Annotated in this window: 23 protein-coding genes and 1 tRNA gene; 15 read left to right on the top strand and 9 right to left on the bottom strand. The window is 48.9% G+C overall.

The window, feature by feature from the left end; all coding sequences use genetic code 11:
• Positions 1–42: 42 nt before the first annotated feature.
• From pth to HMPREF0044_RS00205, 7 genes are all read left to right on the top strand, one after another.
• Positions 43–639, top strand: coding sequence for an aminoacyl-tRNA hydrolase (gene pth, locus HMPREF0044_RS00175; protein ID WP_006546067.1), 597 nt, complete (start codon positions 43–45; stop codon positions 637–639).
• A 23-nt stretch (positions 640–662) separates the two neighbouring features.
• On the top strand, positions 663–4,262 hold the full coding sequence (gene mfd / locus HMPREF0044_RS00180) for a transcription-repair coupling factor (RefSeq protein ID WP_006546068.1): 3,600 nt from the start codon (positions 663–665) through the stop codon (positions 4,260–4,262).
• Positions 4,263–4,310: 48 nt separating this feature from the next.
• The gene (locus HMPREF0044_RS00185; RefSeq protein WP_040312513.1) at positions 4,311–4,847 is read left to right on the top strand and encodes a hypothetical protein; all 537 of its coding nucleotides are present in this window, start codon (positions 4,311–4,313) and stop codon (positions 4,845–4,847) included.
• Between the two features lie 142 nt (positions 4,848–4,989).
• Complete coding sequence (eno, locus tag HMPREF0044_RS00190) at positions 4,990–6,270, top strand: phosphopyruvate hydratase (protein WP_040312514.1); 1,281 nt, start codon at positions 4,990–4,992, stop codon at positions 6,268–6,270.
• A 147-nt stretch (positions 6,271–6,417) separates the two neighbouring features.
• Positions 6,418–7,116: an FtsB family cell division protein gene (locus HMPREF0044_RS00195; protein ID WP_040312515.1), complete on the top strand. Its 699-nt coding sequence runs from the start codon at positions 6,418–6,420 to the stop codon at positions 7,114–7,116.
• 18 nt (positions 7,117–7,134) lie between these two features.
• A complete protein-coding gene (locus HMPREF0044_RS00200; protein ID WP_050754317.1) occupies positions 7,135–7,671 on the top strand; it encodes a DUF501 domain-containing protein in 537 nt (178 codons plus the stop codon).
• 43 nt (positions 7,672–7,714) lie between these two features.
• Positions 7,715–8,701, top strand: coding sequence for a Ppx/GppA phosphatase family protein (locus HMPREF0044_RS00205; RefSeq protein WP_006546073.1), 987 nt, complete (start codon positions 7,715–7,717; stop codon positions 8,699–8,701).
• A gap of 91 nt (positions 8,702–8,792) precedes the next feature.
• Here HMPREF0044_RS00205 and nhaA read toward each other — a convergent pair whose 3' ends face one another.
• Positions 8,793–10,127 carry a Na+/H+ antiporter NhaA gene (nhaA, locus tag HMPREF0044_RS00210; RefSeq protein WP_006546074.1) on the bottom strand — a complete coding sequence of 445 codons (1,335 nt, stop codon included), beginning with the start codon at positions 10,125–10,127 and terminating at the stop codon, positions 8,793–8,795.
• A 116-nt stretch (positions 10,128–10,243) separates the two neighbouring features.
• Between nhaA and HMPREF0044_RS00215 the strand changes: the two genes are divergently transcribed.
• From HMPREF0044_RS00215 to HMPREF0044_RS00230, 4 genes are all read left to right on the top strand, one after another.
• Positions 10,244–10,319, top strand: a tRNA-Leu gene (locus HMPREF0044_RS00215).
• Positions 10,320–10,466: 147 nt separating this feature from the next.
• Positions 10,467–12,026 carry a hypothetical protein gene (locus HMPREF0044_RS00220; protein WP_006546075.1) on the top strand — a complete coding sequence of 520 codons (1,560 nt, stop codon included), beginning with the start codon at positions 10,467–10,469 and terminating at the stop codon, positions 12,024–12,026.
• A gap of 177 nt (positions 12,027–12,203) precedes the next feature.
• Positions 12,204–13,106: a Bax inhibitor-1/YccA family protein gene (locus HMPREF0044_RS00225; RefSeq protein ID WP_040312517.1), complete on the top strand. Its 903-nt coding sequence runs from the start codon at positions 12,204–12,206 to the stop codon at positions 13,104–13,106.
• A 22-nt stretch (positions 13,107–13,128) separates the two neighbouring features.
• A complete protein-coding gene (locus tag HMPREF0044_RS00230) occupies positions 13,129–13,530 on the top strand; it encodes an FKBP-type peptidyl-prolyl cis-trans isomerase (RefSeq protein WP_006546077.1) in 402 nt (133 codons plus the stop codon).
• A 69-nt stretch (positions 13,531–13,599) separates the two neighbouring features.
• Here HMPREF0044_RS00230 and msrA read toward each other — a convergent pair whose 3' ends face one another.
• A complete protein-coding gene (gene msrA / locus HMPREF0044_RS00235) occupies positions 13,600–14,295 on the bottom strand; it encodes a peptide-methionine (S)-S-oxide reductase MsrA (protein WP_006546078.1) in 696 nt (231 codons plus the stop codon).
• A 163-nt stretch (positions 14,296–14,458) separates the two neighbouring features.
• Here msrA and HMPREF0044_RS00240 point away from each other — a divergent pair, with 163 nt between their 5' ends.
• Positions 14,459–15,907: an AI-2E family transporter gene (locus tag HMPREF0044_RS00240; protein ID WP_141553787.1), complete on the top strand. Its 1,449-nt coding sequence runs from the start codon at positions 14,459–14,461 to the stop codon at positions 15,905–15,907.
• A 177-nt stretch (positions 15,908–16,084) separates the two neighbouring features.
• Here the strand turns inward: HMPREF0044_RS00240 and greA are convergent, their stop codons facing one another.
• Positions 16,085–16,564 (bottom strand): transcription elongation factor GreA, encoded by a 480-nt coding sequence (gene greA / locus HMPREF0044_RS00245; RefSeq protein WP_006546080.1) that lies wholly within the window; start codon positions 16,562–16,564, stop codon positions 16,085–16,087.
• 98 nt (positions 16,565–16,662) lie between these two features.
• Between greA and uppS the strand changes: the two genes are divergently transcribed.
• Positions 16,663–17,454, top strand: a complete 792-nt coding sequence (uppS, locus tag HMPREF0044_RS00250) for a polyprenyl diphosphate synthase (RefSeq protein ID WP_006546081.1) — start codon at positions 16,663–16,665, stop codon at positions 17,452–17,454.
• A gap of 106 nt (positions 17,455–17,560) precedes the next feature.
• On the opposite strand, the gene HMPREF0044_RS00255 is transcribed toward uppS, so the two are convergent.
• From HMPREF0044_RS00255 to xseA, 3 genes are all read right to left on the bottom strand, one after another.
• A complete protein-coding gene (locus tag HMPREF0044_RS00255) occupies positions 17,561–18,472 on the bottom strand; it encodes a carbohydrate kinase family protein (RefSeq protein WP_006546082.1) in 912 nt (303 codons plus the stop codon).
• A gap of 95 nt (positions 18,473–18,567) precedes the next feature.
• Positions 18,568–18,780 (bottom strand): exodeoxyribonuclease VII small subunit, encoded by a 213-nt coding sequence (locus HMPREF0044_RS00260; protein ID WP_006546083.1) that lies wholly within the window; start codon positions 18,778–18,780, stop codon positions 18,568–18,570.
• A 50-nt stretch (positions 18,781–18,830) separates the two neighbouring features.
• The gene (gene xseA / locus HMPREF0044_RS00265) at positions 18,831–20,102 is read right to left on the bottom strand and encodes an exodeoxyribonuclease VII large subunit (RefSeq protein WP_006546084.1); all 1,272 of its coding nucleotides are present in this window, start codon (positions 20,100–20,102) and stop codon (positions 18,831–18,833) included.
• A gap of 182 nt (positions 20,103–20,284) precedes the next feature.
• Between xseA and HMPREF0044_RS00270 the strand changes: the two genes are divergently transcribed.
• Positions 20,285–21,277, top strand: coding sequence for a 4-hydroxy-3-methylbut-2-enyl diphosphate reductase (locus HMPREF0044_RS00270; protein WP_245528795.1), 993 nt, complete (start codon positions 20,285–20,287; stop codon positions 21,275–21,277).
• Here the strand turns inward: HMPREF0044_RS00270 and HMPREF0044_RS08405 are convergent, their stop codons facing one another.
• Both HMPREF0044_RS08405 and HMPREF0044_RS00280 read right to left on the bottom strand, forming a co-directional pair.
• A complete protein-coding gene (locus tag HMPREF0044_RS08405; RefSeq protein ID WP_483466339.1) occupies positions 21,278–21,568 on the bottom strand; it encodes a TMEM175 family protein in 291 nt (96 codons plus the stop codon).
• 188 nt (positions 21,569–21,756) lie between these two features.
• The gene (locus HMPREF0044_RS00280; protein ID WP_006546087.1) at positions 21,757–22,863 is read right to left on the bottom strand and encodes a DNA recombination protein RmuC; all 1,107 of its coding nucleotides are present in this window, start codon (positions 22,861–22,863) and stop codon (positions 21,757–21,759) included.
• Positions 22,864–23,105: 242 nt separating this feature from the next.
• On the opposite strand from HMPREF0044_RS00280, the gene ychF reads away from it, so the two are divergent.
• A complete protein-coding gene (gene ychF / locus HMPREF0044_RS00285; protein ID WP_006546089.1) occupies positions 23,106–24,185 on the top strand; it encodes a redox-regulated ATPase YchF in 1,080 nt (359 codons plus the stop codon).
• Positions 24,186–24,399: 214 nt separating this feature from the next.
• Here ychF and trpB read toward each other — a convergent pair whose 3' ends face one another.
• Positions 24,400–25,620: a tryptophan synthase subunit beta gene (gene trpB / locus HMPREF0044_RS00290; RefSeq protein WP_006546090.1), complete on the bottom strand. Its 1,221-nt coding sequence runs from the start codon at positions 25,618–25,620 to the stop codon at positions 24,400–24,402.
• Positions 25,621–25,913: the final 293 nt, after the last annotated feature.

Here is a 25,913-nt window from a genome sequence, read left to right on the forward strand (position 1 = left end):
TGGTATCCTGGTATGTAGAACGTAAAGTAAAGGAAAACTATTATGGATGACGCTACTTGGTTAATTGTTGGTTTAGGTAACCCTGGTAAAAAATACGCTCGTAATCGTCACAATATTGGACATATGGTGGTTCAAGCTGTTGTAGCGGAAGCTAATGGTAGTTTCAGTAAGCATCGGGCTGGTGCTCAGGTAGCTACTGTGCGTTTGGGGTTGCTTCCAGGTGGTCGTCCTGGTCCTGCAGTTCATTTAGCTTATTTGGATTGTTACATGAATGTTTCTGGCGGGCCGGTTGCGAATCTGATGAAGTTTTTTAAGGTGGATGCTGATCATCTGCTGGTAGTTCATGATGAGATGGATATTGATGCTCATTTGCTGCGTTTAAAGCAAGGTGGTGGCGAAGGTGGGCATAATGGTTTGAAGTCTATTTCTCAGTCGATTGGAACTAAGAACTATTGTCGTTTGCGTTTTGGTGTGGGTCGCCCTCCGGGTCGTATGGATCCAGCTGATTATGTGCTGGGTGATTTCTCTGCGAAGGATGGCGTGGAGCTGGACATCACTATCCGTGAAGCTGTTGATGTGATTGAAGATATTGTGACGACGAGTTTCGCAGACGCGCAGCAGAAATTACATTCGCGTTAAAGAATACGTTACGGGGTTTACCTATGAAACTGGATGGGTTGTTAGCTGACCTGGGCACAGACTTGGGCATTCGGCATGCGAAGCAGCTTTTAAATCAGGCGGGCATTGCCGCTACTGTTGTAGTTCCTGCTGGTTTGCAGGCACCGCTTTTGGCTACTGCCCGCCAGCAACGTAATGCTAAGCCGTTGTTGGTGGTGACGCCAACTGGGCGTGATGCTGAACGATTAGTGAATGCGTTGCGTTGTTATACTCCGGGCGTGGAAATGCTTCCGGCGTGGGAGACTTTGCCGCATGAGCGTCTTTCCCCGCAGAAAGACACAATGGCTCGTCGTGTGGCTGTGATGCGTCGTTTGAAGTATGGGGATGGCACGTTGAACGCTCGCGGTGGCGAGATTCGTGTTCTGGTGGCTCCTTTGCGCGCTTTTTTACAGCCGATTATTGGCGGTTTGGCTGATATTGAGCCGATTTCATTGCGTTTGGGGTCGGTTGTTGATTTACCGAGTTTAACTGCGCAGTTGGTTGATTATGGTTATGCGCGGGTGGATGTGGTGTCTGCGCGTGGTGAGATTGCGGTGCGCGGCGGCATTATTGACGTTTTCCCACCGACTGAGTCGCATCCGGTGCGCGTGGAGCTGTTTGGCAATGAGGTTGATGATATTCGTTATTTCTCGGTGGCGGATCAGCGTACGATTGGGGTTGCCGAGGGCGGATTGTGGGCGCCTCCTGCTCGAGAATTGTTGCTTTCTGAAGCGGTGAGATCTAAGGCGGCTAGCTTGCAGGCAAGTTTGCCGGGTGCTCAAGAGATGCTTGAGTTAATCAGCCAGGGGCATTACGTGGAGGGGATGGAAACTCTCAGCCCTGCTTTGGTTGAGAAGATGGAGACTATTTTTGACTTGGTTCCTGCTGGCACTTCAGTAGTTTTAGTTGATCCTGAGCGGATTGAAGCCCGTGCAGCGGATTTAGTGGCAACTACGGAAGAATTTTTAGCTGCCGCTTGGGAGGCTGCTGCTGCGGGCGGTGAGATTCCGTTGAGTGCCCAGGACGCGTCTTTTAAGACTTTAGATGAGTTGCGAGATTTAGCAGCTAATAGTCAGCTGGCGTGGATCCGAATGACTGAGATAGCGCCCTCGGAAATTGCTGATGCGCTGATTTCTGCTGGTGTTTCTCAGCATAGTGGGGTGGTTGCCAATCCTAATCTGGTGCAAGTAGGGGGACGTGCGGTAGTTCCGTACCGGGGGAAAATCGACCAGGCTGTTGCGGACTTGCGTGATTTGGCAGCTAATGAATGGCGTTTGGTGGTTACGACTGAGGGACCGGGCCCAGCTAAACGTCTGAGGGAGGTTTTTTCTGAAGCGGATTTACCTGCCCGTGTTGTAGGTGAGTTAGCTACGGAGTTTGCTACGGGGGTAGTGGACATTCTGGTGGCATCCGCTGGCGCGGGTTTTGTGCATGAAGAACTTAAAGTAGCGGTAATTACGGAGTCGGATTTAACGGGGCGTACGGGGCCTTCGACTGCTGATATGCGAAAGGTTCCGGCACGTTCTAAACGTCGGGGAGTTGATCCGCTGACTTTGAAGCCCGGAGATTTCATTGTTCATGAAACCCACGGTATCGGTAAGTTTAAGGAAATGGTGACTCGGACGGTGGGGACGGGTGCTCAAGCTGTTACTCGTGATTATCTGCTGGTTGAGTATGCAGCCACACGTAAGGGACAGCCAGCTGACTTACTGTACGTGCCTATTGATCAGTTGGATCAGGTTTCTCGCTATTCGGGTTCAGATGCGCCTTCGCTTTCAAAGATTGGTGGAGCTGAGTGGGCTAAAACTAAAGCTAAAGCTCGTAAAGCAGTGCGTGAGATTGCTTCTGAACTGGTACGTCTTTACGCGGCACGTCACGCGACGAAAGGGCATGCGTTTGCTCCGGATACGCCGTGGCAACGGGAACTGGAAGAGGCTTTCCCCTACGTGGAGACTCCAGATCAGCTAGCAACTATTGATGAAGTTAAAGCTGACATGGAAAAGCCCACTCCTATGGACCGTTTGCTTTGCGGAGACGTGGGATACGGTAAGACAGAAATTGCGGTGCGCGCAGCGTTTAAAGCTGTGCAGGACGGTAAGCAGGTTGCTGTTTTAGTACCCACTACATTGTTGGTACAGCAGCATTTAGAGACTTTCACACAACGTTACGCAGGTTTCCCTGTAGATATAGCTTCCCTGTCTCGTTTTTCTTCTAAGAAAGAAGCTGATGAGATTAAAGAGAAGCTTTTGAAAGGCTCTATTGACGTTGTGATTGGTACTCATTCCCTGGTGTCGGGTGCAGTCCGTTTTAAGAACTTGGGTTTGGTGATTATTGATGAGGAACAGCGTTTCGGTGTAGAGCATAAGGAAACTTTGAAGCAGTTGCGCACTGACGTGGACGTATTGTCCATGTCAGCAACACCAATTCCTCGTACCCTGGAAATGGCGGTTACGGGTATCAGAGAAATGTCGGTTTTACAGACTCCCCCTGAGGATCGTCACCCGATTCTTACTTTCGTAGGCGCTCATACTGATCAGCAGGTGGTAGCGGCCATTAAGCGTGAGCTACTACGTGATGGGCAGGTGTTCTACGTACATAACCGTGTGGAAGATATTGATAAGGTTGCGGGGAAGATTTCTGAACTGGTTCCTGAAGCTCGCGTGCGGGTAGCACACGGAAAACTAAATGAGCATCAGTTGGAACGCGTGATTGTAGATTTCTGGAATCGAGAGTTCGACGTGTTGATTTGTACCACAATTGTTGAGACCGGCCTGGATATTTCTAACGCGAATACGCTGATTGTGGACAGGGCAGATGCGATGGGCTTATCGCAACTTCATCAGCTGCGAGGGCGTGTGGGACGTGGCCGAGAACGCGGCTACGCTTACTTCCTTTACCCCGGTGAAAAGGTTTTGACAGAAACAGCTCATGAACGTTTGCGTACTATTGCAACTAACACTGATTTGGGTGCGGGGATTGCTGTAGCACAGAAGGATTTGGAAATCCGTGGTGCCGGAAACCTGCTGGGAGGCGAACAGTCCGGGCATATCGCGGGAGTTGGTTTTGACCTGTATGTGCGGATGGTTGCGGATGCGGTCGCCGCTTTCAAAGGGGATTACCGTGGTACTCGTGAAGAAATTCGTATTGAAATTCCGGTAGATGGGCATATCCCTGCTGCTTATATTAAGGGTGAGCAACTGCGTTTGGAGACGTACGCAAAGATCGCGGCTTTAGCTACACCTGAGGATGCGAAGGATATTCGCGATGAACTTACAGACCGCTACGGTCCTATTCCTGAGAATGTGCTTTTGTTATTCGCCCTCGCTGGTTTAAAAGAGCACGCGCGAAGTTTGGGTGTGCATGAACTTGTGGCGCAGGGAAAGTATTTGCGTGTAGGACCGGTTGAGCTAGGTGACGCCCAGTCTGCACGACTGCAACGCCTCTACCCGGGAACTATTATGAAAACCGCGATTCGTAAGATTTTAGTGCCGTTGCCTCTGACTAGTCGCCTGGGTGGTGAGCCATTGGTAGATCAAGATTTAATCGACTGGATTGATAACTTCCTGGAGGTTATCGTAGGCTATCGCACGGAAGCGAAATCATAGTAAAATAGATGTTGAATGACGCATGAAAGGAAGCCGTTAGGCGCATTTATGAACGTTAAGCGATTTATTACCGCAACTGTCGCGGGAGCTCTGATACTTGGATTGGGAGCGTGTAGCGCACACCCGGGGACCGCTTTTATTGTGGATGGTGTTGAATACCGTACTTCCGCTGTAGAGAAAGCAAGGTTAGAAGCCGGAGCGATCACCGGACAGCAGATTCCAGCCTCCACTATCGTTGATTTTGCTTCGCGTCAGCTAGCAGCTGAAGAACTCGCTAACGAAAATGGTGTAGACCTTACTGAAGAAATGGTGCGTAAGGAACTGGAAGCAGGCGTTAAAGGCATTGAGCTTCCGCTTAGCGACCTAACTGTTAAGACTTTTTACACTAATGCGCTGCTAAACCATTTGCATCAGAAGCTTGGCAACCAGCGTTTTGCACAGGAATTCTTAGAAAAGCAGGCGAAACATAAGGTGGAGATTAACCCACGTTTCGGTTCTGTTTCCGAATCTGGCACATTGCTACCACCAGCACTGGTTGGGGTAGTTGATGGAGCAGCTGAAGGCCCCGAAGGGGGCGTGCAGTAATAAAACTCACGGATTCTGGTATGGGGGCTGGGAAGAAAGTCCTCAGCAGAAAAATCCGAGATTCACGAGGCGAACTGAACCCCAGTTTTCCTTGGAAAATCCAGCGACATGGAGTCGCAAACAAGAAAATAAGGAGAAAAAAGTGGCACGTATTGACGCCATTGGCGCACGCGAGATTCTGGATTCCCGCGGCAACCCTACCGTAGAAGTTGAAGTTCTGCTGGAAGACGGCACCGTATCCCGTGCTGCTGTTCCATCAGGTGCATCCACTGGTGCATTCGAAGCTGTTGAACTTCGTGATGGTGACAAGGGCCGTTACCTGGGCAAGGGCGTTGAAAAGGCAGTTGACGCTGTAGTAAACGTAATCCAGCCAGAACTGATCGACGAAGAAGCTACTGATCAGCGCCGCATCGACGAACTGATGATTGCGCTGGACGGCACCGACAACAAGGGTAAGCTCGGCGCAAACGCTATCCTAGGTGTTTCCCTAGCAGTAGCAAAGGCAGCAGCTGATTCTGCAGGTTTGCCACTGTACCGTTACCTAGGTGGTCCAAACGCACACATCCTGCCAGTTCCAATGATGAACATCCTCAACGGTGGTTCCCATGCAGACACCAACGTTGACATTCAGGAATTCATGATTGCTCCACTGGGCGCACCAACCTTCCGTGACGCTCTGCGTTGGGGTGCAGAGGTCTACCACACCCTCAAGGCAGTTATTAAGGAACGCGGTCTGTCCACCGGCCTGGGTGACGAAGGTGGCTTCGCACCAAACCTGGATTCCAATGCAGCAGCACTAGACCTGATCATGGAAGCAATCGAAAAGGCTGGCTTCAAGCCAGGCTCCGACGTAGCACTCGCACTGGACGTAGCATCCACCGAATTCTTCAAGGATGGTGCATACCAGTTCGAAGGTCAGGCACGCCCAACCGAATACATGGTTGAATACTACGAAAAGCTGATCACCGACTACCCACTGGTATCTATCGAAGATCCATTGTCTGAAGATGAATGGGACGCTTGGAAGGCTCTGACCGGACAGATCGGTAACCGCGTACAGCTAGTTGGTGACGACCTGTTCGTAACCAACCCAGCACGTCTGCGTCGCGGTATCGAAGAAGGCGCTGCAAACGCACTGCTGGTAAAGGTAAACCAGATTGGTTCCCTGACCGAAACCCTGGACGCAGTAGAAGACGCACACCGTGCAGGTTTCCGTTCCATGACTTCTCACCGTTCCGGCGAAACCGAAGACACCACCATTGCTGACTTGGCAGTTGCAACTAACTCCGGCCAGATCAAGACCGGTGCTCCAGCTCGTTCCGAACGTGTTGCGAAGTACAACCAGCTTCTGCGTATTGAAGAAGAACTGGAAACCGCAGCAGTTTACGCTGGAGCTTCCGCATTCCCACGTTTCAAGGCCTGATCCTTAAAAACAGGGATTTTCAACTTGTAGTTGAAGAAACTTAAATAAAGTGAGACGGCACCTGCGGGTGTCGTCTCACTTTATTTACCTTAAGCAACTAAAGTAAACTTGAGTAAAACTCTCAGCAACCAGCAGTAAGGTAACTATATGAGTGAGCAGACGAATCCGCGTGGGCGTCGCCCGCGGGTTCCGCGCACCCCGAATAAACCGACTGCACCGGGTGCGAAACCAACTGTTTCACAAAACAAACCGGCAACGGGACGAATCGCAGTGGGAGGTTCAGAGCGAGTACCGCAAACCCGTCGGAGTGAGGTATTCGCCCGCCCTCGGAAAAATCCACGCTCACGAGTTGCGCAACCAAATTTCTTGCCCACACCGCAAGCTGAGAAAGAAAACGCGGCGGAAACCAAAGAAACGCAGAAACCACCTAAGAATCTTAAACTCCCCACCTACTTGGTAATAATGCTCATCGTCGGTATGGTCGTGCTCATTGGGCTAGGACAACCCGTTGCTGACTGGTGGAAACAAAATCGCGAATATCAAGCGGTAGTATCCCAACTTGAAGAAGCTAAGGCAAACCACCAGCGTTTAGAAAACGAACTTACAAAGTGGAATACCGACAGTTATTTAGCTAGTCAAGCACGTTCTCGGCTGGGATACACTTTCGCTGGGGAAAGACCCTATATCGTGATAGATGCACCAGGAAATTCAGAAAAAAATCGCGATTTCAAAGCCGCAGGACCAGCTCGCCCATGGTACTTGGTGATCACGGACTCTATCGAATTAGCTCAACAAGTTCAACCCGCCCCAGAAAAAGACGTTCAACCTGTCGCAGAAGAAAAGTAGCCACAAAACTAAAGGAGAATCGTGACTATTACTGAAGCAACCGCAACCGACACTGCTATTTTGGAACTGCAGTTAGGACGCGTTCCACGAGGCGTGATCGGCATTGCAAATCGTTGTGTTTGTGGCGCTCCACGTGTAGTGGCGACCAAGCCGCGCCTGGAAGATGGAACTCCTTTTCCAACAATGTTTTACCTCACCCACCCAGCAGCAGTTAAAGGCTGTTCCACCCTGGAAGCTGGTAAGTGGATGGAAACTCTGAACCAAATGCTGGCAGATGACGCTGAGCTGCGCGCCGGGTATGAAGCTGCGCATAAACATTATATTCAGACTCGCGATGAGGTTGAAGAAGTCCCAGAAATTAAAGACTTTTCTGCCGGTGGCATGCCAACACGAGTAAAGTGCTTGCACGCAATTTTAGGTCATGCGTTAGCTGCCGGGGCAGGCGTTAATCCCATTGGTGATCTGCTGATTGAACGCTTGGTTACAGATAAGCTATGGGATCCAGTAACTTGTTCATGCAACCACGGTGAAACCCCTACAGACTTAACTAAGTAATTCTCATGCGCGATTTTTAAGCGCGTGTGGCTATAATGCTGGAATGCAAACTTTTCCTTGGAATCAAACATATTCGCAAGTAGATACTGTAGCTGCAGTTGATTGTGGTACGAACTCGATTCGTCTGCTGGTGCTACGGCGGGACAATGGCGTGGTGCAGGAGCTTTGTCGTGAAATGCGGATTGTTCGTTTAGGGCAGGGCGTAGAACAGTCAAAGTTACTTGCACCAGAAGCAATCGCGCGGACGGTGGAAGCTGCGATAGAGTATGCGCAGGTTTGTGTAGGTTTTGGTGTGCAGCGACTGCGTTTTGTAGCGACTTCAGCTACGCGAGATGCGTTGAATCGAGCGGAATTTATTTCTGCAATTGAGTCCGTAATAGGTGTAGTGCCTGAGGTTTTATCTGGCGAAGTTGAAGCTAAGTATTCTTTTACGGGGGCGGTAACGGCGTTGTCTGACTTAGCTTGGCCAGCGCTGGTAGTTGATATTGGCGGTGGCTCGACTGAGTTCGTGTTGGGTGATTCTACTGCCAGTGGACAAGTGCAGGTTGTTTCCGCTTTTTCAGCGGATATGGGGAGTGTGCGTTTAACTGAAAAGTTTTCTGGTTTGGCAGATGAGTTGCAGGTGCGTTTAGAAGCGCAGCGGGCAGCGCGTTGGGTTGATAAGTATTTGGATAGTGTTTCAAGCCGCGTTGATTTCAGGCAGGTAAGGTCTTTAGTGGGTGTCGCTGGTACGGTAACGACTGTAACTGCAAAGGCATTGGGTTTGAAAAAGTATCAGCCTGAACGAATTCATGGTGCGCGTTTGTCGTATGCGACGCAGGTAGCGGCTTGTGAGTTTATGATTAACGCTGGATTGGCTGAGAAGGCAGCGTTACCTTATATGCCGGTTGGCAGAGCGGATGTGATTGCGGCTGGCGCGATTATTTGGGAGCGCGTGATGGCGCGCGTACATTTGGAGGCTCCGGCTGTAAGCGTGGTGTCGGTTTCTGAAAAAGATATTCTGGATGGGGTTGCGCTGGGTTTGTTGTGATTGCTCGGCTTTAGTTTGGGATGTCGCGGAGCAGAGTATTAATATACCGCCCTCGGTTTTTGAAATTCCGAGGGCGGTTTTTATTTATGTATTATTTGCGTCGATTCGGAGCAGTACCGCGCTTATGTTGTTTTACGCGGAGGTGAACTGCGACGCCACCTAGGATTGCCGCTATTAAGGTGCCCATCATAACACCTAGTTTTGCGTGAGGGATATGCACTGAATCTGCTGGGAACGCTAATCCGGCTATAAGAAGTGATACGGTGAAGCCAATACCAGCTAACAGTGCAATAGCGGCAATATCAGGCAGGTCTACGCCCTTTCCTAGGCGGAGGCTGGTGAAGCGGGTGAAGAAAGCTACCGCCCCAAGGATACCCAGTAGTTTTCCTAGTGGTAGGCCCAGGATTACCCCTGCTGACACGGGGTCTGTGAGGGTTTCAAAAAGGCCTCCGGATTCGGAAATGTTTACGCCTGCTGCGAAGAATGCGAAAACTGGCACGACGATACCTGCTGAATAGGGGTGGATTAGATGCGCTAAGTGGGAGGACCATTGCGGTTCGTGCTGACGCCGAGTTGCTGGAACTAAAAGCCCCATTGCCACGCCAGCGATAGTGGCGTGTACACCGGATGCGTGCATGAATCCCCAAGCAATTACCCCGAGCGGAATCAAAATCCACCACTTCATCATGCGTTTTTGTACCAGCAGACCAAACAAAGCGATTACTAGTAAAGAGATGACTAGGGCTCCCCAGTTTAGTCCGTTTGAGTAGAAAGCTGCGATCACGATGATTGCTAGTAGGTCATCTACAACTGCCAGAGTGAGTAGGAACGTGCGGGCAGCGGGAGGCATGCTTTTTCCAAATAATCCGAGTAAGGCAACTGCGAATGCGATATCTGTTGCGGCTGGGATTGCCCACCCGTGTAGGGTATCAGATCCAGTTAGTAGCTGTACGCTCACGTAAACCAGTGCTGGGCCGAGCATGCCGAACGCGGCAGCGATCATGGGGAGGGTAGCTTCTTTTAGGTCTCGCAGGGCGCCGGTGACGAATTCTGTTTTGAGTTCTAATCCAACGATGAAGAAGAAAATGGTGAGTAAGCCGTCAGCAGCCCAGTGGCTGATTGAAAGTTTTAGGTGTAGTGATTCAATTCCAATTTCGGTGTGGGAGATGTGTTCATAGATTGCGGACCAGGGAGAGTTTGCCCACAGTAGAGCAATGACTGCTGCGGCTACTAGAAGCATTCCTGAGCGGGTTTCATCTTCAACAAAGTTTTTAGCTGCGATGGGCAGACGTTGTAGTTTTTGAGATAGGGTTTCAGGTTCGGCATGAAAAGCTGGACGCTGTTTACGTTTTGATACTGCGCTCTTTAGAGTCCTTAGTTTTCTGCGTTGATTTTGTTTTAGATTGCGGGATTCGTCTGAACGCATTTTTGAGGGCACTTTCGGGTAGTTTTCGTAGTAGCACGATAGGTCAAAGAGTTTCTTCTAAACTCAATGATAACAATTTCGGATTCTTAGGGTAGAATATCTTTTAGTTGGTTTACGCCTCCATAGCCCAATGGTAGAGGCAGTCGACTTAAAATCGATTCAGTGCCGGTTCGAGTCCGGCTGGAGGTACCAATCTCATTTAAAGCGCAACTTCGGTTGCGCTTTAATTTTGTTGAACTGAGGTTTTCAGGGAATTTGTGATGTATACAGGTATTGTTGTCCCTTAACTCTATGGTGTATGTTTATTGAGTATAGTTCCCTATATTGAACAGGATAATCATGACTCGTGGGTCTTTTGCAGCTAAAGCGCTAACTCTTTTGGCTGCTACTGCTGTGTCTACCATGGTTGTTGTACCAGCCATGGCAGGTGAAAATATTGATGCACCAACCACTATTATTACTGTTGGTGATGCAAACATTCAGTGTTCCGCAGAAGCAACCTACAACCTGAACTTTAGTGGTCACATGGATATGACCAAGGTTGTAGCGAAGTGGAAGGAAATGAAGGCTATTCCTGACGGTTACGGTCAGGGCGCACGCTTTAACAACCTTAATGTTTGGGCTGAAGCACATCCTGAATCTCCTGCAGGTACTAAGTTCTCAATGTCTTTCAAGATTGATCACCCAGAACTAGTAACCGTTAATAACGCTATTCTTACTAACCATGATGCTTGGACTGCAGCATACAAGGCAGCAAATAACAATCATAGCTTCACTGACTCTATGATTGTTGACCGTACTGCTGTACCAACCTATGATCAGGCAACTGGTGTAGTTGTAGTTCCAATGACTTTGGTAGATGGTCTGAAAGCTGAAAAGCTGAACACTGACTTTATCACCAACAACCTGCAGGCTCTGGATGTTCGCACTCCAGAAGGCTTGATCACTATGTCTCGTGCTCAGATGATCCAGGCACTGAAGACTAACGTGACTACCATTCACGGTACTGATGCTAAGGTGATTGGTGCGATCAACGTACAGAAGCCAGTATTCAATAACTTCCTCGCAAATGCACTCATCGGTAGCATGTGGCCAGAGTACTTCCCAATGACTTTCGGTCAAGCAACTCCAGCTCCAGCAGCCTTTACTCTTTCTGCTGACTACTTCGGCATTCCAAATGTTGACGTTAAGGGCCTGGGTGGCAAGCCTGTAGCTCCTGAAGTTGAAGAAAAAGCTGTTGAAGTCCTTACTGCAGCAACTGCTAATGCTGATGCTCCAAAGCTGGAACTGAACATTGCAGATATGACCATCACTAACCTCGCAGATCTTCCAGCAATTTCTGCTGAGCCAGTTGCTGTTCCAGGTGGCAACCTGGTATTCACCGGATGGCGTCCAGTTGCGGGCGAGCTTGTATGGGAAACTGAAGATTCAGCACCATACTGTGTAACCGCACCAATCTTCGCGCAGTTTGATTTCATCCCAGAAGCAGTAGTAGAAAATCCAGAATTCACCCTGCCAACCCAGTGTGATGGCGATGTAACTGTTAAGTTACCAGCAGAAGGTAAGGGTCTGACCTACGAAAAGACTGTTAATGCAGATAAGTCTGTAACCGTGGTAGGTAAGTTGGTTGCTGGCTGGACACTGCCAAAGGGTACCACCGAAGCTGATTTGGTTTGGAAGTCTGATACTCCAAAGAAGTGTGATACTCCAGTTCCACCTAAGAAGCCAGAAACTCCAAAGAACCCAGAAACTCCTAAGAAGCCTCTAGCTCCTAAGAAGCCTGAAGCTCCTAAGAAGCTCGCTAACACCGGTGCAACCGTACTGGTAGCTGGTGGCGCTGCAGCACTATCCCTGCTTGCAGGTTCTGCTCTGGTAGTAATGCGTCGCCGCAACGGCTGATAGCATACTGCTTTAACTAAATATCTTTTGGGGTTCTTTCCAGCGTAAGTAACGCTGGAAAGAACCCCAAAAAGCTTTTTCAGATATGTCTGAAGAAGTTTCACAGCCTTGAAAAGGTGCTAAAGCAGTAAAACTATGGCAGGCTAAAAGTAATTGCAAAATCTTAAAGGAGAATAAATGTCTAACCCAGTGATGAACTCAGTGGCGCAGAATTTTCAGCAAGTTACGCCTGCTGGATACCCGCATATGCCCGGCTATCAGGTCAATAGCCAACAGCCACTAGGTGGGCAAATGGCGCGCATGGAACCTGGACAGCAGACGCTGCGAGAAACAGATTTTTCGCAAATAGAAGCTGCCTACTGGGGGACTTCTGCTGATGCTGTTGACCAAGGGCGTTTAACCTATGATGACATCATCATGAAAACCAGTATCCTTTTCGGTATTTTGGTTCTAATTACTGCTGGTGCGTGGAATGTTGTTACTCAAAACCCATCTTTAGGGATAGTCTTTTCCCTTGTTGGGGGTCTCGGTAGCTTTGTTCTGGCACTAGTCAACTCTTTCAAAACTAAAGTCAGCCCAGTAGCAGTAATGGCATATGCGGTTTGTGAAGGTTTATTCTTAGGCGCGTTCTCACAGGTTATGGACGCACACTATCCGGGTGTAGTAGCCCAAGCAGTTGTAGCTACGATTGCAGTATTCGCTGTAATGCTAGTTCTTTTTAAATCAGGCAAAGTACGCTATACCTCTAAGATGGCGCAGATTCTGTTAATCGGAACTGGTGGTATCATGCTTTACTACCTTCTGAATCTAGGTTTGCAACTCACCGGCGTATTATCGAACCCTTGGGGGCTGTCTGGGCTTACTGTGATGGGAATCCCCCTCGGTGTAGTAGTTGGTCTGTTAGCAATTGGTTTGGGGGCATTCAGTTTAGTGGGCGACTTTCACATTGCTCAGTACGGGGTTGAAAATGGTGCTCCAGCGGTATTCGCATGGAAGGTTGCCTTTGGTTTCATGGTTACGGTAGTTTGGCTGTATGTGGAAATCTTGCGTCTACTAGCAATTTTGCGTAGCGACGACTAAAACTATTTAGAAAGGAATCACAGTGAGCGAATTTTTGAAGGTTTCAGACAACTTTTTACGTAAACCCACTATTGAGTTTCTTACGGAGGAACCTCCAGCTGAATTACATATTGAAATCATTCGTGAGGGCGCCGGTGCAGAAGTAAAACCAGGTGATCAACTTTCCTGCCATTACTTAGGGCAAGTATGGAATGGTAATCATTTCGATAACTCGTATGATCGAGGCGCTCCATTAGATTTCACTGTTGGGGTGGGAATGGTTATTCAAGGTTGGGACCAAGGCCTGCTGGGATTGCGTGAGGGCACTCGTGTAGTGCTTTCTATCCCGAGTTCAATGGGCTATGGTGACCGTGGTGTGCCACAGGCTGGAATTATGGGTGGTGACACCCTAGTATTCGTGACGGACATCGTGAAAGTTAACTGAAACTTAGCTTCATAAAGAATTTTTGAGGGCGCTTAACCTATGTTGAAGCGCCCTCAAAAATTTAGTTAGCTAGGTTAATCGGATTGCAGAAACCTCGCTGAATCCTTTAGTGACAGGCTCAGTAGTTTCTGTAACAGGAAGTAACCCTGTAGGACAAGCATACCCATTTGGCCCGTGCATACAATAACCGTCAGGAATATGGAATAAGTAAGCCTGGTGGTAGCCTTCAGCCAGGAAGAATTCACCAGAGTCATCAGCGCGATCGATTTCAGTGGTAATCGGACCGAATCCTGCTTTAGATAGTACTTCACCGAAAGCGTCTTTAGAAGCCTTAGCTAAAGCTAATTGGCGTTCTGTTGTAGTGAATAGAACTGAACGATACTGGGTGCCACGGTCGTTGCCTTGACGGTCACCTTGGGTTGGGTCATGGTTTTCCCAGAAAGTTTTTATGATTTCTTCAGCGTCGATCTTTGTCGGGTCAAAAACCACGCGCACAACTTCAGCATGACCTGTCGTTCCAGAACAAACTGCCTTATATGAGGGATTTCGTGTGGAACCGCCCATATATCCTGTTGCTGTAGCGATTACACCTGGTAGATTCCACATAATGCGTTCCACTCCCCAGAAACATCCCATCCCTACGTAGATTACTTCGTAGGGATCTTCCCAGGGGCCGTCAATTGGATTTCCCAGAACTGGGTGTTCTCCGGGCATTGTGTAAACAGGGGTGTCTGAATCCGGAAAAGAGCCTTTGAGAATAGCCATAGTGCCTCCAAAATCATTCAATGAAAATCATTATAGACTGGCATTTCCGAAAAGGCGCGTGCAGGACAAACTCAGGTTGTTAAGTATTCGTAAAGTGAGATTTCCCTAGATATAGTTTGTAAAGTTCCAGTAAACTCTAACTAAGAGTTATAAGGAGGCTCAGGTGAAAAGACCAAATAATCCGCTGCGTAATAGTCGTGTTTCGGAACTTCTTGGCAGGGTATCTGAACCACTTCGTTCACGTGCTGTCACACCAGAGCCAACTCCGATTCGTATTTATACTCCAGAACGTAGTGGTTCTAAGGTGGAAGAGCATGTTGCGTGGTCTTTGCGCGTTACAGCTGCTTGGTCTTGGCGCTCTCTGGTAGTAGCAGCCATGATTTTCCTGATTGGCTACTTAGTTTCTTATGTGTACATTTTTGTAGTCCCAATTTTATTAGCGTTATTATTTGCGGTTTTGTTAGATCCGTTTAATCGGATGTTGAAACGCAAATTAAAGTTTCCACCGGCCCTAGCAGCTGGGGTTTCACTAATTTTTGGTTTAGGTATTGTAGTAGGTTTAATTTCTGCTGCATCTACACAAATTGCATTCCAGTTTAAAGACTTAGCCGGACGTGCCCAACAGGGGGCGGATAAGCTGATTGCCTGGATCCGTACCGAGCCTTTTGGAATCGACTCTAGCTACATTGATACTCATTTAGAAGATTTAGTGGACGCGATCACCGGGCTGGTAAAGGGCAATAGTTCCACTTTAGCTACTGGTGTATTACAGGTTTCTACTTCCATCGGCACGATTTTAACCGGTGCGATTCTTTCCCTCTTCGTCCTATTCTTCTTCCTTAAAGAAGGACGCACGATCTGGCTTTGGTTCGTGCGAATTCTTCCTGAGGGAGCGCGTGAACCGCTTCACGAATCTGCGATTCGTGGGTGGCTTACTCTGGGAGGGTATGTGCGCGCTCAAATTACCGTTGCAGCAATTGATGCATTGGGCATTGGCTTGGGCGCGTACTTCCTGGGAGTTCCACTGGCTATTCCACTGGGCGTACTGGTTTTTGTTGGCTCTTTCATCCCGATCATCGGTGCGATGATTACTGGATCCATCGCAGTCCTTGTAGCATTAGTGGACCAGGGGCCTCAGACCGCAGTCATTATGATCGTGGTAATTTTAGCGGTGCAACAGATTGAAGGTAACTTGCTGCAGCCATGGTTAATGTCCTCAGCGGTTTCCCTCCACCCACTAGCAGTATTACTTTCCGTCGCCTGTGGCTCTTTCCTCTTCGGTATTTCCGGTGCACTTTTTGCCGTGCCAATCGCAGCTTTCATCAATACTTCGATGCTTTACTTGCATGGCTATGACCGGTTCCCTCATTTGATGAATGATCCTGATCGTCCAGGTGGTCCTCCGGGAATGCTGAAGCAGCAGATTCTGGAAACCTACGATGAGTCTTTCGCCATGCATCGGTCTGTGGCACGTAAACCACAGGAGCAAGAAAGTACAGAAACTTTACTAGACGCTATTAAAGCTGAAACTGATGTAATTCCAGCACCAGGGAAGGCAGATACCTTACGAACTGATACGAAGACTCTGGATAAGAAACCAGAGTCTGAGTAAATCGTAAAACGTATATGCGAGGCTTAACTCGCATATACGTTTTGCTCTTAGTAATTAGAAAAGTCATATGCGAAGCATCGCTCGCATATGATTTTTTCTTAAACACAAAAAAGGCGCCCTCGGGAATAAGAACCCAGGACGCCTTTAAAACTTTATAAAGCGAAACTGCGCGGAAAATCAGCCTTTATAGGGAACTGCATCCAAGATTTTTACTTCAATCTCGCGACCATTCGGAGCGAAGTATGAAACGGTTTCTCCGACCTTGTGGCCGTTTAATGCCTGCCCAATAGGAGCGTCGATGGAGTAAACTTCTAAGTCGTCTTCTGAGCCTGCCATGCGGGATCCCAGAAGGAACGTACTTTGTGATCCCATGATTTCTGCAGTTACAACCATACCTGCTTCTACGATACCGTCATCAGCTGGGGTTGCTCCGACAACGGCGTCGCGTAGAATGTTCGTTAATTGGTTGATGCGGGTTTCATTCATGGCTTGTTCATCACGCGCTGCATGGTATCCGCCGTTTTCTTTCAAATCGCCTTCTTGACGTGCATTATCAATTTTGGTGGCGATTTCTTGACGTTTAATGGTTGAACGGTGTTCGAGTTCTTCTTTTAAACGATCATAGGCTTCTTGAGTTAGCCAAAGGCTTTCAGACATGAGGTCTCCTTGTGAAATAAAAATCCGATCATCTAACCATAGCAACTATTTTGCGCTTTAGCGGTGTTAAAGTGGTTTTTCTTCTATAATCTGAAAATATGAGGAATCATAAGCTGCTCTACGGGATTTACGAACGTCAGTTGTCACATGGCTTAAATCCTGAGCGTATACCTGCTCATGTTGGCGTTATTTTGGATGGGAATCGCCGTTGGGCTAAGGCAGTGGGCAACGCGACTTCCTACGGTCATCGTAAGGGTGCTGATAAGATTACGGAGTTCTTAGGGTGGGCGCGTGAATTTGGTGTTCAGGTAGTGACCTTGTGGATGCTTTCGACTGATAATTTATCGCGGTCTGAAGCTGAGCTGGCCCCGTTGCTTTCCATTATTGTTGATGCCACGCGTGAGATTGCAGCGAATCCAGAGTATCGGGTGCAGGTTGTGGGTGATCTCAATTTGCTTCCCGAGGGCGTTGCTTCTGAGTTATCGCAAATTGTGGCTGCTTCTGCGGCTTTGGGCGATGCTGAGGGTTTTTATCAGGGGAGTTTGCGCTTAACCGTGAATGTAGCTATCGGATACGGTGGCCGCCACGAGATTACAGACGCGGTACGTTCCCTGCTGCGCTCCTATGCGGAACGTGGAATGACGTTGGAACAGGCTGCGGATGTTTTAACTATTGATGATATTTCAGAGCATCTATACACGGCGGGGGTGCCTGACCCAGATTTGTTGATTCGTACTTCAGGGGAGCAACGTTTGTCAGGGTTTATGCTTTGGCAGTCAGTTCATTCTGAATTTTATTTTTGTGAGGCTTTTTGGCCGGATTTTCGTCGTGTGGATTTTTTACGTGCGTTGCGTGATTATGGCCAACGTGAGCGTCGTTTAGGTAAATAAAAACGTTTCTCTATATGAAAAACTGGTTTTTCATATAGAGAAACGTAGTATTGCGACGTTTATTGATATGAAGACTTAACTTTTCATATTAATAAACGTAACTGTTTTAGAGTTCATGTGCCCAAGGAGGGTTCGCACCTGCTCGTGAAACCGTCACTGCGGAAACACTACGCGCACACTCCATCACAAACTGAACCTGCTCGGCAGTAATCGCTTCTAACCTCTCACGATTTTCAGCACCCAGCAGGTTTAACGTCCATAGAGCGTCGATCACAGCACCCATGAAAGAATCACCCGCGCCAACAGTATCAACAACGGTAACTTCTTTAGCTGGAAAATCCCAATAACCAGCCTTAGCGTACGCCACCGAACCATGACCACCGCGAGTCACAATCACCAGGGAAACCCCGCGTTCCAACCACTCGCGAGCTACCTGCGGGTAAGGAACCCCAGCAGTAAACCAGTCAATATCCTCGTCAGAAACCTTCACCACGTCAGCAGTATCAACCAGCTCTAACACCCGCTCATACGCAACTTCAGGATCACCCATGATAGTTGGGCGTGCATTCGGATCATAAGTAACCGTCGCAAACTCACGAGCCCTGCGTAAAGTCTTTAAAACCTGCGTGCCACCCGGCTCTAAAGTAGTCGCAATGGACCCCGAGTGAGCAACTAACACACTCTCATCCACCGGAGTTTCCGGAAGCTCCCAAGCCAAATCAAACTCATAGCTAGCAGCTCCGGAAACATCCAGGGTTGCTTGCGCGGTAGAAGTCCGTTCTGCCCGCAAACAAACATCACTTAAGTAAACATTCGACGCCCGCACGTGGTCAGCTACAAGACGCCCTCGGGAATCGTCACCCAGCCACGCAACCAACTCAACTGCGCGTCCTAAACGTCCCAAAGTTAATGCGACATTCGCTGGGGAACCACCCGGAATCTCGCGGGTCTCACCAGAAAGCGGAATAACCACGTCAATCAGGGCTTCCCCAAGAATCAAAGCATGCTTTTCAGTCATTTCAGTTCAATCTACTTCATTGTAAAGCCGTACGAATTCGATTGTATAAGGTTTATTTAACTGAAAATAGGGAAATCAAAAGGTCAGGTAAAAGACTACTGTGGCGTCGGAGTCGTCATCTGAGAAAGGCGTTGCTGAGCCGCAGAAAGAATCTGCTGGCAACGCGCTGCCAAAGCCTCACCGCGCTCCCACATTTGCAGGGTTTCTTCAAGCGGCGCAGAACCAGTTTCTAACGCGCGCACAATCGCAATCAGTTCGTCGCGCGCCTGTTCGTAGGACAGGGCAGTCGGATCAGTGTAGTTTTGCATCTTAAAATCCTTTTCTTAAACCTGGGTGTTCTTACAGTTGCGTGGGCAGTCTATTGGGAAGTTCCCGAGGGCGGCGCATTAGTGCCGAAAACAGTGACAATCATGGAACCGTGAGCCAGACGAGCTTCTAAAATCTCGCCTTTTTTCACCTGTGAAGTATCCGTTAACACACCTTTACCGGGAGCTTTAATAATCGAATAACCGCGTTCCAAAGTTGCCTGCGGAGAAATCGCTTTTAATGTAGATACAGCCGAGTTTAAGTCCGCTTGCGCTTGGGTGAGTTTCAAAGAAACCACGTGTTTAAGTTTTGCTCTCGCTGTTTCTAAACCCTCAAAATGCGACTGGAGAGAAGCCGCTGGGGTAGCTAAAACTGGGCGATCTAAAAGTAACTGTAGGTGCTGTTGTTCAGACTCAACTCGAGTTTGGACACGCTTACGCAGTTCCATCACCGCATTACCTAATCCCTGTAGTTCTGCTGTTAAATCTGGAACTACCCGGCGGGCAGCGTCAGTCGGAGTTGAAGCGCGATAGTCTGCTACTAAATCCATCAGTGGGGAATCTCCCTCATGACCGATAGCTGAAACCACGGGAGTGTGGGCGGCGAAAACGGCGCGCACAATCGCCTCATCAGAAAATGGAAGTAAATCCTCAACTGAGCCACCGCCCCGAGCGATTACAATCACGTCTACGTCTGGAATTCGATCAAGTTCAGCTAAAGCCTGGGTGACGCCAGCTACCGCTCCGGCTCCTTGCACCAGGACTTCGCGGATTTCGAACTGGGCGGCGGGCCAACGTGTTGAGGCATTAACTAAAACATCGTCTTTAGCTTTCGCGTTGTTGCCGCAGATTAAACCAATTTTGCGGGGGAGGAAGGGGAGCGGTTTCTTACGTTCTTCGTCAAAAAGTCCTTCGGCGTGGAGTTTTTGACGCAGTAGTTCAATACGCGCCAGTAAATCTCCTAGGCCAACGGGGGAGATTTCCTTGGCCTGTAATGCTAGGCGTCCAGATTTGGTCCAGAAAGTTGGTTTTACGTGGGCGACTACGCGTGAGCCAGGAGTGATGGGGATGCCGCTGGTAGAGAGGACATTTCCGAAAGCGGAAACTTCCATGGAAATGTCTTGGTCTACGTCGCGCAGTGTCAGGAAAGACATTTTTGTAGCCCCGCGGTCAGAAAGCTGCACGATTTGAGCTTCTACCCAGAGGGGGGACATTTTCTCAACGTAGATTTTGATATTTTCCGACAGTTTAGCCAGGGGCCAAGGATGTTCACGCGTGGTGTCACGCGCCAGGCGAGGCAGTTGTGGCGGATTTTCTTCAGGCATATTCACCCTCTCAGAGTGCCATATTTTTAAAGAACCTGGCAGTTTTTCACAGCTTCTGGGATGAGTATTCAGAGGAAATGCAGAAACTGGGATAGGAATAACTGCGGATAAATGGGAAAAGTTAGGTGCGGGCAGTTAGATTAGAGGTAGTAAGTTATTTTCTTTTGGTTAGTGAGACTACTTTGAAAAAGATTCTGCTGGCAGCCCCACGTGGTTACTGCGCGGGCGTTGATCGTGCGGTTGATGCAGTTGAGAAGGCTTTGGACCTATACGGTCCCCCTATTTACGTGCGTAAGGAAATCGTACATAACCGTTATGTCGTGGAAACCCTTTCAGAGCGGGGTGCGATTTTCGTAGAAGAAACTGATCAGGTTCCCGAGGGCGCCCGCGTAGTCTTTTCCGCACATGGTGTTTCACCTGCCGTGCATGAGGAAGCTGCTAAACGTAAACTTTTGACTATTGACGCTACCTGCCCACTGGTAACGAAGGTTCATAAGGAAGCAGTTCGCTTTGCGAAAGCAGATTATGACATTGTGCTGGTAGGGCATGAGGGTCATGAGGAAGTTGAAGGCACTTACGGTGAGGCTCCGGATCACATTCAGATTGTGGGGACTCCGGATGAGGTAGATAAAGTTCAGGTGCGTGATCCTGAAAAGATTGTGTGGCTTTCTCAGACTACTTTGAGCGTTGATGAAACTAAGGAAACTGTAGATCGTTTGCGTGAACGTTTCCCGGATTTGAATAACCCTCCTTCGGATGACATTTGCTATGCGACGCAGAACCGTCAGGAAGCAGTGAAGACGATTGCGCCTAACGCTGACGTAATGATCGTCGTAGGATCTGCGAATTCTTCGAACTCTGTGCGTTTAGTGGAAGTTGCTTTGGACGCTGGTGCCGGCGCTGCCTACCGGATTGATAAGGCAGTGGAACTGGATCCAGCTTGGGTTGAAAATGCTGAGACCGTTGGCTTAACTTCGGGTGCTTCCGTGCCAGAAATTTTGGTTCGTGATGTTATCACTAAACTACAGGAGCTGGGATTCCCAGAAGTTGAGGAAGTTCGTACTAAGACTGAAACTATTACTTTTGCGCTTCCTCGTAACCTGCGTGGTGAGTTAGCGGCGCAGGGTGAGGATGCTAAGGGCAAACGCCAACCTGGCCCTGATCATACTTGTTGATTAAGTAGGTGGCGCACGTTCATGTTTACTGAGCCGTATTTTAAACACTTCACGTTGCAATACTTGATAGCTTATGGAACTTATCAACAGGATGAAGCTGTAAAGAGTTACAGATACATTTGCCAGCGGGTGTGCCCCCACCCAATCCATCGCAAACGGAATTAGTGTTGCCCAAAATAGCCGGTGGAGGTTTTTAATAATCAGCTTATTGGTGACATTATCTATTGTGGCTAGTAGATTATGGTGATTCATCCAATAGACTCCCACGTAGGCGAAACTTAAAAGGTAGATTGTGAAAGTAGGGTCAACTTCTTACAGGCCTTTTAAGGAGGCTACTTGTGGGGAGTTAGCTTTAATCATGATGGTGATAACAATGGCTAATACTCTGTCGCTGAAAGCTTCAACGCGTCATTTGCTCATGGATTTTTCTTTCACTGGTAGCCTCTGCTAGGTGTTTTTAGTATAGCTATCTAGTGTTATTAGTCCTCTAAAGGGGAACGAACTTGGGTTTCTAGTTCGTTGAGTTCTGGTTCTACTGAGGTTTCTAAAGCCGAGATGTTGCGGACGGTGGTTTTGAACCTTCCTTCAAATGAGGCAATTACCTGATTGTAGGATTTCACTGTGTTAGATAGGCTCTTACCTAAGTCAGCTAGTAAAGAACTGAGTTTATTGAGACGAGTAGTTAGGGTTGTGCCTAGTTTGAGGATCTGCTGGGCGTCTTCAGCCAGGGATTGTCGTGCCCATAAATGCCCCACGGAACGAAGCAAAGCCATTAAGCCAGCAGGACCCACAACAATGACTCCTTGCTGTAATGCTTTTTCAAACAAGGTTGGGTCAGCCTCTAAAGAAGCTGACACTAAAGCTTCAGAAGGCATAAATAGAATTACTGAATCAACTGACTTGGTGAGTTTCTGCGCATACTGACGTTTAGCTAATACCGTGACGTGACGCTGAACGGCTAAAGCGTGGGATTTTAACTGCGCAGTGTCTTCTAAGTTCTTTACCTGCAGGTAAGCATCTAACGGAACTTTCGCATCAATAATCAAGGCAGCGTTATTAGGCAAATACACGACTACATCAGGAATAGCTCCAGACTCATCAACCTCGGTATCTAGAGAAACCTGCTCAGCGAAATCAATATGCTTAGTTAAGCCACTCATTTCAAGCACGCGCCGTAATGAAGCCTCACCCCAGGTACCGCGCTTGGACGTGTTGCGTAAAGCTGAATCTAAACCCAACGTTGCTTGCAGAATCTGCTGATCAACTTGCTGGGCTGACACTAACTGTGACCGTAACCCAGCTAAGTTTTCCCTCTGTTGTGCATCCACTTGATGCACCTTATTAGACAAGGAATGTAAAGACTCATAGATAGGGCGTAGTTGCGAAGAAAGCTGATTAGTTACCTGGCCACTAAAAGCAGACTGAAGTTGCATAGCCTCTTCCGCGCCCAAGCCAGACTTAGTTGGTTGAGCTTCCGGCAGATGCTGGCGACTATACGACAAACCTCCTACAAACCCAGTAATTAAGCCTAGAAAAACCCCTAAGAGGGTTAAAAGCACTGCAGAAAAAATAGAAATATCACTCATACATTAATTAATAACTAGTAGCACTGACAGAATAATTTTCGTAAGCCTTCTGCGTGCGAACTCGGGTTCCCGCGTTTTCCCTGCGTGGGAATCGCAACTCCGGCGTTTCCCCTGCGCGCGAGTTTGAGTTCCCGCGTTTTAGTTGCGCGCGAACTTCAGTTCGCACGCAGAAAACGTAAGTGTAATAAATACCGCCCTCGGGAAACTAAGAAGAACGCGGAAAATCAACTAAACTAAAAAACGTGGCTTTAACAATTGGTATCGCGGGACTCCCGAACGTCGGCAAGTCTACGCTCTTTAACGCATTAACTCGCGCAACCGTACTGGCAGCGAACTACCCATTCGCAACCATCGAACCAAACATCGGTGTAGTCCCACTGCCAGACCCGCGCCTCAACACCCTTGCAGAAATCTTCGGCTCCGAACGCATCCTGCCAGCAACCGTCTCATTCGTAGACATCGCCGGCATCGTCCGCGGCGCTTCCGAAGGTGAAGGCCTGGGCAACAAATTCCTGGCAAACATCCGCGAAGCAGACGCAATCTGCCAGGTAACCCGCGCCTTCCGCGACCCAGACGTAGTACACGTTGACGGCAAGGTATCACCAAAAGACGATATCGAAACCATCGCAACCGAACTGATCCTGGCAGACATGCAGACCCTGCAGAACCAGATTCTACGCCTAGAAAAAGAAGTACGCGGTAAGAAAGCAGAACCAGAAGTTCTGGAAACCGCTAAGCAGGCACTGGAAATCCTCGACCGCGGCGAACTCATTTCAGCTGCCGGGAAAGACCTGGACCCAGAAATCGTAAAAACCTTCCACCTGATGACGGCAAAGCCATTCATCTACGTCTTTAACATGGACCAAGATGGTTTGGAAGACCAGGAACTACAGGCAGAACTGCGTGCTCTGGTAGCTCCAGCAGAAGCTATCTTCCTGGATGCTCAGTTTGAATCCGAACTGGTAGAACTATCCGAAGAAGAAGCTCGCGAAATGCTGGCAGACGCCGGTCAGGAAGAAGCCGGTTTGGATAAGCTGGCTCGCGTAGGCTTCGACACCCTGGGGCTGCAGACTTACCTGACTGCTGGACCTAAGGAAGCTCGCGCCTGGACCATTCACAAGGGGTGGACTGCACCACAGGCTGCTGGCGTAATCCACACTGACTTCCAGCGTGGCTTCATTAAGGCAGAAGTTGTCTCTTTCGAAGACCTGGTGGCAGCTGGTTCTATGGCTGATGCTAAAGCACACGGCAAGGTGCGCTTGGAAGGCAAAGAATACGTCATGGTTGACGGCGACGTTGTCGAGTTCAAGTTCAACGTCTGATTCCTAGCTTTACGCGCAGGCTGAGTGCGCTCACACTGGTGGCAGCTTAGGCGTGCGCGGCAAGTTTTGGAAACCGCCCTCGGGAAAATTCTCGAGGGCGGTAATGTATTTTTGGGTATTTTTTGGAAAAATACCCAAAAATGCCAACGAAACCACCTTCTAGCTAGGGAATATTTGGGTAATTTTTAGAAAAATTTACGAAAACGGCCCGATTTTAGATTCCCAGTACTCCTCCTACGTAGTCCACGTCCTTATCTCCCCGCCCAGACAGGTTAATAATAATCGTCTGCTCGGGGCTAAGCTGCGACGCCAACTGCATACCGTAAGCCACCGCGTGAGAGGATTCCAACGCCGGAATAATGCCCTCTAAACGGCACAGCGTTTGGAACGCGTCCAAAGTCTGCGCATCATCCACCGAAACATAATTAACACGTTGCATCTGCTGCAAGTGCGCGTGCTGCGGGCCGACACCGGGATAGTCTAAACCAGAGGCAATAGAATGGACTGGAGCGGGTTCTCCGTCCTCGGATTGCAGCACTTTCGTGAACATACCGTGCAGCACCCCGTCAGTCCCCAGCGTCATCGTTGCCGCATGTTCGCCAGTATGTAGGCCTTTACCGGCTGGCTCCACCCCGTAAATCTGCACGTCGTCACCGAGGAACGCGTTAAATAGGCCCATCGCATTTGAGCCGCCACCCACGCAAGCAACTAAAGCGTCGGGAAGTTTACCTTCGGTTTCCAGGTGTTGCGCGCGCGCTTCGATACCAATAATTGATTGGAAGTCACGCACCATCGTCGGATAAGGGTTAGGGCCTACTACCGAGCCGATTGCGAAGAACATTTCCTGATAGTTTTCTGCGTAGCGGGCGAAAGCAGAGTCTACGGCTTCTTTAAGGGAGCGCCCTCCGAAGTCGACGGGGACTACGGTTGCGCCGAGTAGTTTCATGCGCATCACGTTGGGGTGCTGTTTTTCGACGTCGATGCGCCCCATGTGGATTTCACATTTAAGACCTACCAGGGCGGCGGCGGTTGCCAGTGCAACACCGTGCTGGCCCGCGCCGGTTTCCGCAATTAAAGTGGTTTTACCCATGTGTTTTGCTAGCAGGGCTTCACCTAAACAGTGGTTTATTTTGTGTGCGCCGGTGTGGTTTAGGTCTTCGCGTTTGAGGTAGATGCGGGCGCCTCCGCAATGTGCGGTGAGGCGTTCGGCGGGGTAGAGCAGCGATGGTCGTCCTACGTATTGCTTTAGCAGAGCTTGATATTCTTCTATGAATTTTGGATCTTGGCGGGCTTCTGCGTAGGCGGCTGCGACTTCTGCTATGGGGTTGATGAGGAAGTCTGGCAGGTAGGAGCCGCCGTAGGTGCCGAAATAGCCATCTGCGTTGGCGGCGTAGTTTTCCTGGTTATTTTCGAGGGCGGGTTGTGGGGTGTTCATGTTTTCTCCTTACGGTAACTGTTGTTTAACCCGTTAAGGAGTATTAAAAATCCGCCTCCTTAACGGGGGCGGTTTTGAGTGCACAACGAGAACCGCCCTTAGGCGGTCCACCAGAAACGGATGTTGTGCGTAATGTTCATGTGTGTAACTGTAGCGGGTGGGGGAGTGTGGTGCAAGTTGCATTTTGGATTACGTAACGTGATGTGTGGTAATTCAGGTTATTTACAGGCTTGATTTAAGATATTCTCAAGAATGCGTTATACGCCACTTTTTTCGGTAACGTTTTTATAAAG

It is taken from the genome of Gleimia coleocanis DSM 15436 (genome assembly GCF_000159015.1).
In the GTDB taxonomy this organism is placed as follows: Bacteria; Actinomycetota; Actinomycetes; order Actinomycetales; family Actinomycetaceae; genus Gleimia; species Gleimia coleocanis.

Coding starts and splice junctions, on each gene's coding strand:
- xseA (WP_006546084.1), bottom strand. CDS start 20,102: ATGCCTGAAGAAAATCCGCCACAACTGCCTCGCCTGGCGCGTGACACC.
- HMPREF0044_RS00195 (WP_040312515.1), top strand. CDS start 6,418: ATGAGTGAGCAGACGAATCCGCGTGGGCGTCGCCCGCGGGTTCCGCGC.
- nhaA (WP_006546074.1), bottom strand. CDS start 10,127: ATGCGTTCAGACGAATCCCGCAATCTAAAACAAAATCAACGCAGAAAA.
- uppS (WP_006546081.1), top strand. CDS start 16,663: ATGAGGAATCATAAGCTGCTCTACGGGATTTACGAACGTCAGTTGTCA.
- HMPREF0044_RS00280 (WP_006546087.1), bottom strand. CDS start 22,863: ATGAGTGATATTTCTATTTTTTCTGCAGTGCTTTTAACCCTCTTAGGG.
- HMPREF0044_RS00185 (WP_040312513.1), top strand. CDS start 4,311: ATGAACGTTAAGCGATTTATTACCGCAACTGTCGCGGGAGCTCTGATA.
- greA (WP_006546080.1), bottom strand. CDS start 16,564: ATGTCTGAAAGCCTTTGGCTAACTCAAGAAGCCTATGATCGTTTAAAA.
- HMPREF0044_RS00220 (WP_006546075.1), top strand. CDS start 10,467: ATGACTCGTGGGTCTTTTGCAGCTAAAGCGCTAACTCTTTTGGCTGCT.
- HMPREF0044_RS00205 (WP_006546073.1), top strand. CDS start 7,715: ATGCAAACTTTTCCTTGGAATCAAACATATTCGCAAGTAGATACTGTA.
- HMPREF0044_RS00255 (WP_006546082.1), bottom strand. CDS start 18,472: ATGACTGAAAAGCATGCTTTGATTCTTGGGGAAGCCCTGATTGACGTG.
- mfd (WP_006546068.1), top strand. CDS start 663: ATGAAACTGGATGGGTTGTTAGCTGACCTGGGCACAGACTTGGGCATT.
- HMPREF0044_RS00260 (WP_006546083.1), bottom strand. CDS start 18,780: ATGCAAAACTACACTGATCCGACTGCCCTGTCCTACGAACAGGCGCGC.
- trpB (WP_006546090.1), bottom strand. CDS start 25,620: ATGAACACCCCACAACCCGCCCTCGAAAATAACCAGGAAAACTACGCC.
- pth (WP_006546067.1), top strand. CDS start 43: ATGGATGACGCTACTTGGTTAATTGTTGGTTTAGGTAACCCTGGTAAA.
- HMPREF0044_RS00225 (WP_040312517.1), top strand. CDS start 12,204: ATGTCTAACCCAGTGATGAACTCAGTGGCGCAGAATTTTCAGCAAGTT.
- msrA (WP_006546078.1), bottom strand. CDS start 14,295: ATGGCTATTCTCAAAGGCTCTTTTCCGGATTCAGACACCCCTGTTTAC.